Here is a 14,450-nt window from a genome sequence, read left to right as displayed (position 1 = left end):
CGTTATGGATATGAAACAGAGCACAATTGAACAGCAGCGATTAGAGCAGGCGAACATGGAGGCCAATGGCATGTACAGCAGCCGATTTGAAAAGGATGCGTGCGGCATGGGCTTCGTCGTTAATATTAAAGGTAAGAAATCTCATGATATTATCGATGACGGCTTGCGGATTTTGGAGAGACTCGAACATCGCGGCGGCGCCGGTGCGGACAAAGATACCGGTGACGGTGCCGGTATTCTGGTGCAAATTCCCCATGAATTCTTCAAACGTGAATGCGAAGTGCTGGGGATTAATTTGCCGCCGGCCGGCTCCTATGGCGTCGGTATGGTTTTTGCTCATAAATATGAAAGCCTTCGTAACGAGCAAAAGCGTATCTTTGAAGAGGTTGTACGCGAAGAGGGGCAAATCGTGCTCGGCTGGCGTGAAGTTCCTGTAGATTCCTCCGCAGTCGGTCAGGAAGCGGCGCTCATCCGTCCGTGGATGATTCAAATCCTCATCGGCAAAGGCCTGGATGTAATGAATGATAAAGAATTCGAACGCAAACTGTACGTCATCCGTAAGGTGGCTGAAAAGCGTATCATTCCGTTGAGCAAGGAATTATCCAGCGACTTCTATATTGCGTCCCTGTCGTCCAAGACAATCGTATATAAAGGAATGTTGACGCCGGGGCAGCTACGGGATTTCTACCTCGATCTGAGCGATCTTGATTTCACATCGGCGTTGGCGATGGTTCACTCCCGTTTCAGCACGAATACATTCCCAAGCTGGGCTCGGGCGCATCCTAACCGCTTCCTCGTGCATAACGGCGAAATCAATACGATTCGCGGCAATGTAAACTGGATCAATGCCCGCGAAGGCAAGGCGGAATCTCCGTTGTTCCCGGATATTAAAAAGGTGTTTCCCGTTGTAGATGACAGCGGTTCCGATTCGGCCATGTTCGATAATACATTGGAGTTCCTTCACATGACGGGGCGTTCCTTGCCTCATGCGATTATGATGATGATCCCTGAACCTTGGGAACGCAACAATCTCATGAGCCAGGAAAAACACGACTTCTACGAGTTCAACAGCTTTATGATGGAGCCGTGGGACGGCCCTGCAGCGATAGGCTTTACGGACGGTACCGTTATCGGCGGTGTTCTTGACCGCAACGGCTTGCGCCCTGCTCGATACTATGTGACCACCGATGACCGTGTAATCATGGCGTCCGAGGTTGGCGTCGTAAATGAAAATGCCGAAAATATCCGTGCAAAAGGGCGTTTGGAACCGGGGAAAATGCTCCTTATCGATACGGAGGAACAACGCATTATTTCCGATGAAGAAATTAAACAGCGCGTTGCTACTGAACTTCCATACCATGAATTGGTAAAGGAACATGTTATTCATCTGTCTGAAATTACTCAGGCCGATGAAAGCGCGATTCCTACCGTACATGACTTATTTAAGGAGCAACAGGCTTTCGGTTATACACAGGAAGACCTTGTACGCATGATCGCACCTATGGCGAAAGACGGCAAGGACCCTGTAGGCGCTATGGGTGCCGATGCGCCGCTTGCGATTCTGTCCGATAAGCCGCAATTGTTGTATAGCTACTTCAAGCAGATGTTCGCGCAGGTAACGAACCCTCCGATTGACTCCATCCGGGAGGAAATGGTTACATCTACGCGCGTAATGCTCGGTAATTCAGGTAACTTAACGGATCCTAATAAAGCAGGTACCTATGCGTTATCGATGCGCACGCCGATTCTTACGAATCAGGAACTGGCATCGATTAAGGCCCTTGATTGTCGTCGCATGAAATCCGTGACCTTGTCGATTCTATTCGACCCGTCCAAAGGTGCGGAAGGCCTCCGTGATGCATTGCTGGAATTATGCGAAAAGGCGGAAGAAGCGGCGCGTACGGATCAGAATGTATTGATTTTGTCCGACCGCGGCGTTGATGAAAATCATGCACCGATTCCCGCCTTGCTGGCGGTAGCGGCCGTTCACAATCATTTGATCCGCAAGGTGTTGCGTACGGAGATGGGGCTTATCCTGGAATCCGGTGAACCTCGTGAAGTACATCATTTCTGTACATTGATCGGTTACGGCGTAACGGCTGTCAATCCGTATTTGGCGCTTGAAACGGTTCGTGATTTACAGGCCCGTAAACGCCTCGGCAATATTACGGCTGAAGAGGCTGAAAAGAACTATATCAAAGCGGCCGTAGGCGGTATCATGAAGGTTATGTCCAAAATGGGGATTTCCACGGTTCGTTCCTATCACGGGGCGCAAATCTTTGAAGCCCTCGGCTTGAATTCGGACTTTATCAACAGATTCTTCGTGAATACGCCGACCCGCATCGGCGGTATCGGCCTCGGCGGGGTAGCGCATGAAGCATTGGAGCGTTTTAACCGTGCTTTCAAATCGGAAGAAAAAGTACTTGAACCGGGCGGCTGGTATGGTCCTGTGAAAGACGGGGAAGAGCATTTGTTCAACCCTAAGACTATCGATTTGCTGCAGGAATCCCTTATCAACAACGATTATGCGAAGTACAAGGAATATTCCAATGCGATTCGGAACGATTACCACGTTACATTGCGGTCTTTGATGGAATTGAATTACCCTGTAGGCGGCGGTATTCCTATTGAAGAGGTTGAGTCCGAAGAATCCATCGTTAAGCGTTTTAAAGCGGGTGCGATGAGTTACGGCGCCATCAGTAAGGAAGCGCATGAGACGATTGCGATTGCCATGAATCGTCTCGGTTCCACGTCGAACTCCGGTGAAGGCGGCGAAGATGTGGCGCGATTTAAACCGTTGCCGAACGGGGACAGCATGAACTCCGAAGTAAAACAGATCGCATCGGGACGTTTCGGGGTAACGGCGAATTATTTGATCCATGCAAAAGAATTGCAAATTAAATGCGCCCAGGGGGCGAAACCGGGCGAGGGCGGTCAGTTGCCGGGCAAGAAGGTATATCCTGAAATTGCGAAGGCTCGTCACTCCACACCGGGCGTTGAACTCGTATCTCCGCCTCCGCATCACGATATTTACTCTATCGAAGATCTGGCTGAACTGATTTATGACTTGAAATGCATCAATAAAGATGCCCGTATCTCCGTTAAATTGACATCCGAAGCCGGTGTCGGCACTATTGCCGCCGGTGTGGCGAAGGCAAAAGCGGATAATATCCTGATCTCCGGTTATGACGGCGGCACCGGTGCGGCAGGTCGTACGTCCGTGAAACATGCCGGCGTGCCTTGGGAGTTGGGCCTTTCAGAAACCCATCAGACACTGATGCTCAACCGTTTGCGCGATCGTGTTCAATTGGAGGTGGACTCTAAATTGATGACCGGCTTCGATGTGGCCGTAGCGGCTATGCTCGGGGCGGAGCTTTTCGGATTCGGCACATTGCCGCTCGTAGCCGTGGGATGTAAAATGGCTCGTGTATGTAATCTCAACACGTGCCCTTACGGCGTAGCGACACAGGATGAAAAATTGCGTGCCCGCTTTACGGGTAAACCTGAGTATGTCGAGAATCTGATGCTTTTCATCGCGCGCGAACTGCGTGAAATCATGGCGCGCTTGGGGATTCGCTCCGTACGCGAACTCGTCGGTCGTATCGATCTCGTACGCCAGAAATCGCAAGGCGATAATTTTAAATTGTCCCGCGTTGACTTAAAACGCATCCTGTTCCGTCCGTACATTGATGCATCGGTAGGACATATGCATATGATTGACCAGGATCATGAATTGAAACGCACCTTGGATATGTCCAAGCTCTTGCGTATGTGTCGTCCTGCCATTGAGGAACAGAAACCGATTCGCGCAAAATTGGCCATCACCAATATCAATCGCGTCGTAGGCACGTTGGTGGGGTCCGAGGTGACTCGTAAATATGGTGAAAGCGGACTTCCGGACAACACTATCAAATTGAATTTCGAAGGCTCTGCGGGGCAGTCGTTCGGTGCTTTTATCCCGAAAGGCATGACCCTTGAACTTGAAGGGGATGCGAATGATTATCTCGGCAAGGGCTTGTCCGGCGGTACGATTACGGTTTATCCGCCTAAAAATTCAATCTTTGAAGCGGATGAAAATATCCTTATCGGTAATGTGGCCTTCTATGGCGCCACGTCGGGTACCGCATATATCAACGGTGTGGCCGGTGAACGCTTTGCCGTACGTAACAGCGGTATCACCGCCGTTGTAGAAGGTCTTGGTGACCACGGTTGTGAATACATGACCGGCGGTGAAGTCCTCGTGCTCGGTAACATCGGCCGTAACTTCGGCGCCGGTATGTCCGGCGGCTATGCGTATATCCTCGATTGCGATGAACGCTATGTCAATATCGGCCTTGTAGAATTACGTTCTGCCAATAATGATGATCTAAAACGCATCAAGGAACTGGTGGAACAACATGTGTTGCATACGGGCTCCACAAAAGGCCGTCACATTCTGGAAAACTGGAATACCTATACCGGTCGTTTTACGAAGGTCGTACCTGTAGCATACGAAGAAATGCATGCGGCGATTGAACGATTCTTGAGCCAAGGATTGTCCCTTGAAGAAGCACAATTACAGGCATTTAAAGAGAAATATGCGAAGTAGTTAAAAATGGGTAATTTGATATTACTTATTTAACTATTGTAATTTTGCGATTATATTGAGTATGTGTTACTATATAAATATAAAGAGAGCCATAACGTGTGGTGGCGTTAGGCTCATCTGAATTCAGAAAACATGATTTCGCCTAACGTGTAAGCACTGCGAATGCTTTTACGTTAGGCGTTTTCATTACTCTATTTAGAAAGAGTAATGATGGATACTACTAATGACAATAGAGAAATTAAAATCATAGAAATTTCATAATTGTTCATAGTATCACCACCTTTCGGTGATGAACCTAACTCACGTTGATGACTCTCAAATATAGTATAGCTGAATTGATTTTTCTCAAAAAGCGATATATAAAGGTTTATGAAAAGTGGATAGAGGTTAATGTGTCTTACTGGACTTCCTGTATTGCGTAATGTATAATATTTATATTGCAATATTGGATCATGGCAGTTCTCGGGCCCGTGCAATGGAGGCCTGTGAATCGTGTCAGGACTGAGAGGTAGCAGCACTAAGCGGTAACTTTCATGTGCCACGGGGCCCCCGGGGGCTGTCGTGATCGAATATTGCAGGGGCGACCGAAAGGTCGCTTTTTTATATGTCGCTATATAGAATCAATCATATTGGCATATTGGAAATCAATGAATAAATCATTGATAGACTTATGACATCTAACTCAGGCGAGTCGTTTGAAAACGGCCCGCCTTTTATATTTATATGGTATAATAAAGTATTGTTTTTTATATTATTTTGATGTTTTTTGTATGTTATTTTTATGTTTTTTCACATTATACGAAAGGAGGTGTTCTCATGGCGTATATCGCATTATACCGCAAGTACCGTCCGCAGACGTTTACCGATGTAGTGGGACAAAATCAGGTGTCGGATACGTTGATGCGCGCTATCCGCGAGGATAAGGTGGCCCATGCGTATCTGTTTGCCGGTCCGCGTGGGACAGGTAAGACGAGTATGGCGAAGATTTTTGCGCGTGCTATTAACTGCGAACATGGTCCGACGGATCACCCCTGTAATGAATGCAGTGTCTGCAAGTCAATTTTGAGCGGTCAGTCCATGGATGTCCTTGAAATCGATGCCGCATCGAATCGTGGTATCGATGAGGTCCGTGCTCTTCGTGAAAGCGTCAAATTTATGCCTGTTGAGGGGCGCAAAAAGGTATTCATTATCGACGAAGCCCATATGCTCACGACGGAGGCATGGAATGCGTTGTTAAAAACCATTGAGGAACCTCCGGCACATGTGATGTTTATCTTTGCCACTACGGAAATTGAAAAATTGCCGGTTACTATCGTATCCCGTTGTCAACGGTATACATTCAGACGAATTACGTCCGATGATATCGCACAGCGCTTATCCTATGTGGCGGATAAAGAAGGCTTCGGCCTTGAACCGGCGGCGGCACAGCTTATTGCGGTGCATGCGGACGGCGGTTTGCGTGATGCGTTGAGCATCCTGGATCAATGTGCAGGTATGGCGACCGGTGACATTACACCGAAAGTTGTAGAGGAGCTCATCGGTCTCGTCAGCAAGGAATGGATTATTCGCTTCCTCGATGCCCTGCAGAATGGTGACGGGCCTAAGTTGTTGTCCTATATTCAGGACGCGATTTCGGAAGGTCGTGATGCAACGCAGATTATGGAGGCTTTAATTCAGCATGTGCGGGCCCTGCTCGTGGGCAAGGTGGCTCCTGATGCGGATGAATTAAAGGTATATGATGCGTTCAAGGGTGAATTTTCGGCACAGGCCGAGTCCATAGATTTTAATCGGCTCAATCGATATATCCGCAGCGCTCAGTCCATCATGAATGACGCAAAACAGGTGGATAATCCGCGAACCATCATTGAGATGGGGCTTCTTGCTCTTTGTGCGCAGTTAGGCGGTGTCGATGAAAGCTTAGAGGAGCGCGTGTATGCTCTTGAATCGGCGGAACGAACCGAGCGTGAAGACTTACTTAACAGAATGGCCCGGTTGGAGCAGAGAGGGCCTGCGGTCCCCGTTATGCCGACATATGGAACTTTCGATTCTGTAGCGTCTCAAAACCCTATGGGTAAAGAATTTTTGCAAGAACCTGTAGAGGCTTATCATAGTGATAATGGTATGTCCGCATCCGCTATGGATCCGGTGACTATACCTGATGTAGGGCGGACGCCACCTCCACAAGGCCGAGTCGGTGCTGTTCCGCCACCTTTGAATGGTAGACCGGGGGCTGCATTGCCACCTTGCAGTATAGTGGGGATGACTCCTCCACCTCATGGAGCGGTGGGCATGACTCCGCCTCCTGGAATGGTGCCTCCGACGGGGAGCCCGATAGCGGCAAGTAAGAGTCAGACGGGACGGAAAAATAGTTCCGGTATCAGTACGGAGGCGGTTATTGGCGATAATATCCTGTCCGCTAAGGAGTATCGGAATGTACAGGCCAATGTTATCAAGTATTTAAAGGACAGCAATCGCAATATGACTTCAACCGTGTTGGGGCAAGGTCAGCTGGTCTATGTGGATTCGACGAAAGCGGTTATGGCCTTTAAAAATAAATTGCATCTCAATGTATTGAGCAATGAAAACAATCTTGCCGAGGTGGCCGATGCATTTGCGTATATGCTGGGATATGCCGTTCGCGTCGAGGTTGTAGATGCACTCACACAGGCCTATAAAGATTATAAAAGGGCCGGCAGCGCACAAGGAGAGCAAAGTGCCGGCAGCACACGAGGAGAGCAAAGGGCTGGCAGTGCACAACGACAGCAAAGTGCCGACAGCGCACAACAACAGCAAAGTGCCGATAGCGCACAACAGCAGCAAAGTGCCGATAGCGCACAACAGCAGCAAAGTGCAAGCAGTGTGCAACAACAGCCGAAGGCAGTACTGCAGGAAGCCGCTGATTTATCATCGGCGACAGAGCCGGTTTCGTCACGGCATGTAGATGTAACGGGGTTTGATGAAAAACCTCAATCCGATGGTTCGGATAAAGCTGAAAAGGTTGATAATTCCAACGGTGTTAACACTGATGGACATTCTCAGAGACCGGAAAGTTCTGAGGACGATATACCTGTCAGTTCCTTTGATGGTATCCCCATTGAATCTCTGGATGAGGAGTATATACCGTCCTTAGATGATGTGCCGCCTCATGACTTGGCCGGTGTCACCGTTATCAGTGATGACGGTGAAGTGCTGGAACGGCCTATGGACAGCGGTGCACATATCGAGGTGGAAACTGTCCTAAAGCCTGAGCGCGGCAGCCGTGTAACGGAAGCCGCAAACGGTAACGGGGCGTCTGGTTTCGCCGGGGATAAAATGCTATCGGCGAACGGTGAAAACATTCAGCTTTCACAAAAGACCGTAGAGGTGGAGCCTATTGACAGTGTAGAGGTGGCGCGGGAATATCCGTGGGACCCGGAGCATATGACCGATGAGGAAAAAAGGAATCCCTTATTGGCGGAAACATTAGGTAAGTTATCAGAAGATCACGACATCATCGTCGAGGTCATTGAAGAATAGTATAGATAGGACCGGTTCGACTGGATAGGAATGCTTTCACGGTATTCCGACGAGCGAATCCGATTGTAATGAGGACGATGAAGTCCGGAAGGAGGAACATAATGTTTGGTAAAGGTATGGGCAATATGGCGGGCATGATGAAGAAAGTCCAAAAGATGCAGGACGATATGAAGAAGATGCAGGAAGAGCTAAAGACCCGCACTGTAGAAGCGACTGTAGGCGGTGGTGCCGTTACGGTTGTCATGAATGGTGAAAAGATCATCGAATCCTTGAAATTGAATCCGTCCGCCGTAGATCCGGAGGATGTGGAAATGCTTGAGGATTTGGTGATGGCCGCCGTAAATGAAGCCGGTAAAAAGGTTGATGATCTCTTGGCGCAGGAAATGGGCAAAGTGACGGGCGGTCTTAACTTGCCTACAGGTTTATTTTAAATGACAAATGCGTTGGAACGGCTTGTAGAACAGTTGCGCCGTTTGCCGGGCATCGGCTCGAAGTCGGCGAGACGATTGGCTTATCACTTGGTGGAGATGCCTCAGGAGGAGGTGGATCGTCTTGTGGAAACCATCGTCGAAGCGAAGGGCGCTACGCGACACTGTTCTATATGCTTTAATTTATCTGCACAGGATCCGTGCGAGTTCTGCAGCAATCCGAATCGGGACCGGACGACGATTATGGTGGTGGAAACATCTCGTGACGTCATCGCCATCGAGCGCAGCGGTGATTACAAGGGCCTTTATCACGTGCTGGAAGGCGCCTTGTCCCCTATGGAGGGCATCGGTGCCGACGATATTCGCGTGAAAGAACTTATTGCCCGCTTGCGGGATGGCGTGGTGCAAGAAGTGATTCTCGCTACGGATCCCGATGTGGAAGGGGAAGCGACAGCTCTCTATCTGGCGCGTCTCTTGGCGCCGAGCGGTATCAAGGTAACGCGTATCGCACGCGGTGTTCCTGTGGGCGGCGATATTGAGTATGCCGATGAGTTAACTCTTGGCGGTGCCGTTGTAAACCGTCAGGAAATGAAAGGATAATATGGAAGTGCTATTAGCATCGCCGATTATATCTGTGGTAATTTCAATCGTTGTGGCCTATATTCTTTTTAAAGTGGCATTCTTTACGATTAAGAGCGTTGCTTTCAACGTGATAGCAGGCTTTGCTACCTATTGGGTATGCGTTAATGTCCTACACATCCCGATGGATATCGGTTGGGGCGTATGGGTGTTGACGGCTATTTTAGGACCTATACCGATGGTTATTGCCGCTTTATGGTACGGCTTATTATAAAATGGGGAGGATTCTATGATTATCAATCGTGAGCAACAACGCGTTATTGATGAGGTAGAACGGAATATCCTCCTGTTGGCGTCCGCGGGGACGGGAAAAACGAATACACTTGCCTATCGGGTGGCGCATCTTATTGAAGGTGGCTTTGCAGAGGCGGATAACATCTTGTGCATGACCTTTACAAATAAGGCGGCCAATGAGATGAAGGACCGCATCCGATCCCTTGTAGGCAGCCCCGCAAAGGCTGTGGAAATTAGTACATTCCACAGCTTTTGCTTTTTCGTGTTGCAGCAGGAAGGAAAGCGAAACGAGTCCTTATATACGGATGTGACCATATTTGATGAAGAGGACTGCAAGGAATTATACGGGCCGTACAAGCCGAAACAGCTGCGGGATATTAATTTCGCCAATGTAATCGCTATGGTGAAAGAATACCGCTCGCTGTACGGATTTTATACGGATGATACGGCGGCGGATTACAAGAATACGATTTATCGCCTCCGCACGGAGAATTATAAGGCCGTAGAGGCGCAGTTCAGCAGCTTTAATAAGGTTCTCTACGATGAGTTGTCGCTATTCTGGGCCGAAGGTCATCAATGGTTGAGTGCTTATGATGAAAGTTTACGTGCCGTTCACGGTGTGGATTTTACGGACCTTATCTGCGGCGTACATCGCCTCTTTCAGGATCCTGTGGTGCGCGAGCGATGGCGCAGTCGTTATAGCTATATTTCGGTTGATGAAATGCAGGATACGGGACTTTTGGAGTATAAGGTTCTTGAAATGCTGTGGCAAGGCAGTCACGTGCTGTTATGCGGCGATTACTTTCAGACTATTTACGAATGGCGCGGTTCAGACCCGTTCCGCCTGTTAAAGCGGTTCGATGAAGATTTTAAGCCTTTGAAAATCATATTCTACGAGAATTATCGGTCGAATCGGACGCTCTTTACGATGGCCTTCAGGACATTACAGGCCATGTTCCCCGATTTAGTGGGCTCTGTCTATAATGAGCTGCCGCGTGCCAATAGTGAAAGCACGGGTAAACCTGTGCTCATCAAGGGTTGTAAAAATCAGTATCAGGAGGGGCGATATATTTACGAGTCCATCTGCGCGTTGCCGAAGGATGCGAATATCGGTGTCCTCGTGCGGGATAATAAGACGGCGCAACGCCTCAGTTCGTCCTTTGAAAGGCTCAATGCGGAGAAGCCGGAAGCGGAACGACGTCAATTTATGATTATCGACGAGTATAAATTCTTCCGCAGACAGGAAATTAAAGATGTGATGGCCTATTTCAAGCTTCTCATGAATCCTAATGATTCGGTCAGCGCCAAGCGCATTATCAAGCGATATGTGGCGGGCATCGGCGATAATCGTATCGCCGCTATCGAAAGCCCTGAAACAAGGCAGGTAGGCTTAAAGTTAACGGATTTTATGGATATGCCTATTTTCGAAGATGAACCGTATGCCAAGCTCGTACAAGGTTTAGAGCGCCGAGAAGTAATCGTGTTCGATGTTGAAAGTACCGGTACGGATACGACGCAGGACCGTATCATACAGATCGCGGCGATTCGCATTGACGAGGAGGGGCATGTATTAGAGACCTTTGAGCGCTTTATCAATCCGGGACGGCCGGTAGGGCAGTCCGAAGAGGTTCACGGCTTTTCCGATGTGTATTTGGCGGAGAATGGCGAAGATCCTGTAACCGTTCTTGGCGCATTTAAGGAGTTTTCCAGAAATGCCGTTATCGTGGGACATAATGTGAATTACGATATCAGCATTTTTACGAATGAACTGGCCCGCCATAATTTAGGTCAGCCCGAGTTCAAGGCCGTGTATGATACATTGGATATATTCCGGCGCTTCTATCCGAATCTTTCGAACCATAAGCTGGGGTTTCTGGCATCTCATTTTCCTATTCATCATGAGCCGACACATAATGCGATGGATGATATTCTGGCGACGGCTCAGCTTTTAATCTATGCGGTGAAAGAAAACATCATGCCTACCACGACGGGACGCATGGTGGCAATCAATAAGTATAAGGCGGCTTTCACCAATATCGCCTCGCAAATGGCGACATTGCGCCGCAAGGCGTTGACGGAGATCCCCACACAACTCTTGGCGTATATCATGAATCATATGGACGTTCTTGAATATTATAAATCTCATGGAGAAGCGGCCAAGGTGGAGCATATTCGAGATTTATACCGCATCATGGAAAAGCTGGACGCCGATTATGACGGACCGCCCGGATTGGCGCGATTGAATCAGATTCTGCAGATGGCGGCCCTTACGGCCGGTGAGCCGGCTCAACAGGTGAGAAATGATGAGCGGATTCCGATTATCACGGTTCATCAGGCAAAGGGCAGCGAGTTTGATTACGTATTCCTGGCGGGGATGAATCAAGGTGTATTCCCGAGTCCTTTTGCTGTTGACGAAGGTCGTGAAGATGAGGAGAAACGCCTGTTCTATGTAGCGATTACGCGACCGAAACGGGAACTGGTCATCACTTATAAACATGAAAATGAGCGGGGTCGTGGCGTTCAACCGAGCATATTGCTGAATTATATGCCGACAGATGCGGATCTCGTGGAAAGGAGCAGTTAATGGCGCGAAAAACTCATCGTCCCGATGATATATTATGGGCTGTCAGTACAGCGGATATACAGGCATCGTCCTATGGTGACAGAGACAATTTACATCATGCTGTAAATGATGCCGGTATTGTTGGTAATAATAAGACAGATGTTATAGATACTGTTACTCTAGGTCGTCTGCTGGATACGAAATACCCGCGTAAGTCCATCGTGAAACTTTTTGAAGAAAAGCTCATTCACATCAACGGACATAAAGCTACGCCCCGGGATGAGGTCGCTGCAGGTGATGAAATCCGGATTGCCATGGCGAAGGAGAAAATCGATTACGAGCCGGTTTCTATGGACTTAGTGATCTTGTATGAAGACGATGATTTGCTCGTTGTGGACAAGCCTGCAGGGATGACGGTGAATTCAAAGGGGCAGGTATCACTTGCGAATGGGATAGCTCATTATTTCAAAGCGCACGGTATCAAACGAAAAGTACGTTTTTTAAATCGCCTTGACCGGGATACGACGGGATGTATCGTCATCGCTAAGAGCGGTCTGGCGCAAAGCTTATATCAACAGCAGATGGATAGTGATGTATTTGAAAAATGGTATGTTGCCACTGTGGAAGGTATTATAGCCGATGATTCCGGCTCTCTTGAATTTCCTATGGATAAATCCTCTGACGGCATTCATTATGAAGTCAGTCCGAACGGAAAGAATACGCGCACCGATTTTATCGTTCTGCACAGATGTGCGTCACAATTTGTGGATAACTCTGTGAATAACCGTCAAGAACCTGTGGATAGAGTAGATGAAAATGTGGATATAGCACACCGAAATGTGGATAAAACAGGTTCAATTGTGGATAATGTGGTGGATAACTGTTTGCCGGATGCATATACGGAGGTATCTGTGCGCTTATATACGGGAAAAACACATCAGATTCGCGTGGCTTTCAGTCATATAGGACACCCTCTTGCAGGGGATACGCTGTACGGTGCAACGTCGACAGGAACTGCTTTCAAGTTGCGTGCCGAGAAAATTGTATTTACACATATGCGGACCGGAGAACGAATTACCGTGACCGCTTAGTTTGTAAGTATAGTCTCAAAATATATTCATCAATCATCTAATTGATAAATGAGAATTATTGATAATTCAGTAAAATCAAGTGATTTTTAAAATATTCTTACTAAAAATGAGTGACAAATGATAATCGATAAGATATAATGTATATAGAAATACATCTATATTGTTAGATTTCATTTGGGATTATATAAAATGTAAGGAGTATAGTTATGATTTTACAGGAAAATGCCGGTGCGGCACGTAATCGGGGGATTACGCTGGCCAGCATCAAAGGGATTATAGGCAATGTTATTCTCGTTATTTTTAAGATGATAGTCGGACTCGCATCGAACTCTATTGCGATTATACTTGATGCGGTTAATAATTTGACGGATGTCCTTTCGTCGGTATTGACGATTATCGGTACGAAATTGGCTTCGAAGGAAGCGGATAAGGAGCATCCGTTCGGTCATGGTCGCATTGAATATATGACGACGATGGCCATCGCGTTTATCATCCTCGGTGCCGGTATCGGATCGCTTAAGGAATCGATAGAAAAAATAATTCATCCTGCGGTGTCGACCTTCGATATTCCCGGCTTGGCGATTATCGCCGCCGCAATCGTTGTGAAGGTTGTAATGGGGTATTACATCAAGGGGCAAGGTAAGAAATATCAGTCCGGTGCGCTCATAGCATCCGGCGTGGATGCCCTTTTTGATGCGGTGATTACCTTTGCAACCTTGGTGTCCGCCGGTCTCGTATTTTTCTTAAATATCGATATTCAGGGATACGTGGGGGCGATTATCTCTCTTTTCATTTTGAAAGCGGCCTTTGATATTTTGCGGGACATGTATAACCATCTTCTCGGTGTTCGTGCCGATGATGAGCTGATTCGTGAAATTAAGGAAACCATTGCGCAACATCCTCAAGTGGGCGGCGTATACGATTTGGTGCTCAACAGTTACGGCCCGGGGGAAACAATCGGGTCTGTACATATTTCTTTGCCGGAGAATTTGACGGTAGGTGAAATTCATCCTTTAACAAAAGGGATTGCAGTTCATTTATATAATAAATTCGGCATCGCCATGACCGTCGGTGTGTATGCTGAAAATGAACCGAGTGTAGAGGTTCTGGAAATTAAAAAAGAACTGGATAAGGTATTGAGTCTCTATACGAATGTTGTGCAGGTTCACGCTTTTTACGTACAGCAGGAAAAGAAAGTTATTTATTATGACGTTATCTTCAACTTTGATGAAGAAGATCCTCATGGTACATTAGAGAAAATTAAAGAAGAATTACATAAGAGATACCCTGACTATACGCAATTCGCCGTTGTGGATGCGGATTTCAGTAATTAAAATATTTATAGACCGTATGGAATACTACGAAGGTATTCTGTACGGTCTCTTTTCGAC

General features: G+C 47.7%; 8 protein-coding genes and 1 other RNA gene. All 9 read left to right on the top strand.

Annotation, left to right across the window (positions count from 1 at the left end):
* The first annotated feature begins 4 nt into the window (after nucleotides 1–4).
* The 9 genes from gltB to HMPREF1521_RS06435 all read left to right on the top strand — a co-directional run bounded on the left by gltB (nucleotide 5) and on the right by HMPREF1521_RS06435 (nucleotide 14,393).
* A complete protein-coding gene (gene gltB / locus HMPREF1521_RS06470) occupies nucleotides 5–4,588 on the top strand; it encodes a glutamate synthase large subunit (protein WP_038117286.1) in 4,584 nt (1,527 codons plus the stop codon).
* A 459-nt stretch (nucleotides 4,589–5,047) separates the two neighbouring features.
* An RNA gene (gene ffs / locus HMPREF1521_RS08895) (signal recognition particle sRNA small type) lies at nucleotides 5,048–5,147 on the top strand.
* A 257-nt stretch (nucleotides 5,148–5,404) separates the two neighbouring features.
* Nucleotides 5,405–8,104 carry a DNA polymerase III subunit gamma/tau gene (gene dnaX, locus HMPREF1521_RS06465; protein ID WP_038117283.1) on the top strand — a complete coding sequence of 900 codons (2,700 nt, stop codon included), beginning with the start codon at nucleotides 5,405–5,407 and terminating at the stop codon, nucleotides 8,102–8,104.
* A 101-nt stretch (nucleotides 8,105–8,205) separates the two neighbouring features.
* Complete coding sequence (locus HMPREF1521_RS06460) at nucleotides 8,206–8,535, top strand: YbaB/EbfC family nucleoid-associated protein (RefSeq protein ID WP_038117282.1); 330 nt, start codon at nucleotides 8,206–8,208, stop codon at nucleotides 8,533–8,535.
* Entirely contained in the window at nucleotides 8,536–9,132 is a 597-nt protein-coding gene (gene recR, locus HMPREF1521_RS06455; protein WP_038117281.1) for a recombination mediator RecR, read from the top strand.
* Between the two features lies 1 nt (nucleotide 9,133).
* Complete coding sequence (locus HMPREF1521_RS06450; RefSeq protein ID WP_038117279.1) at nucleotides 9,134–9,385, top strand: hypothetical protein; 252 nt, start codon at nucleotides 9,134–9,136, stop codon at nucleotides 9,383–9,385.
* Between the two features lie 15 nt (nucleotides 9,386–9,400).
* Nucleotides 9,401–11,989, top strand: a complete 2,589-nt coding sequence (locus tag HMPREF1521_RS06445; protein ID WP_038117277.1) for a 3'-5' exonuclease — start codon at nucleotides 9,401–9,403, stop codon at nucleotides 11,987–11,989.
* The gene (locus HMPREF1521_RS06440) at nucleotides 11,989–13,059 is read left to right on the top strand and encodes an RluA family pseudouridine synthase (protein WP_038117276.1); all 1,071 of its coding nucleotides are present in this window, start codon (nucleotides 11,989–11,991) and stop codon (nucleotides 13,057–13,059) included. Before HMPREF1521_RS06445 ends, HMPREF1521_RS06440 begins: the two co-directional genes overlap by 1 nt.
* Before the next feature lie 206 nt (nucleotides 13,060–13,265).
* A complete protein-coding gene (locus tag HMPREF1521_RS06435) occupies nucleotides 13,266–14,393 on the top strand; it encodes a cation diffusion facilitator family transporter (RefSeq protein WP_038117274.1) in 1,128 nt (375 codons plus the stop codon).
* Nucleotides 14,394–14,450: the final 57 nt, after the last annotated feature.

It is taken from the genome of Veillonella sp. AS16 (genome assembly GCF_000517785.1).
In the GTDB taxonomy this organism is placed as follows: domain Bacteria; phylum Bacillota; class Negativicutes; order Veillonellales; family Veillonellaceae; genus Veillonella; species Veillonella denticariosi.
This window is presented reverse-complemented; position numbering and strand designations above follow the sequence as displayed.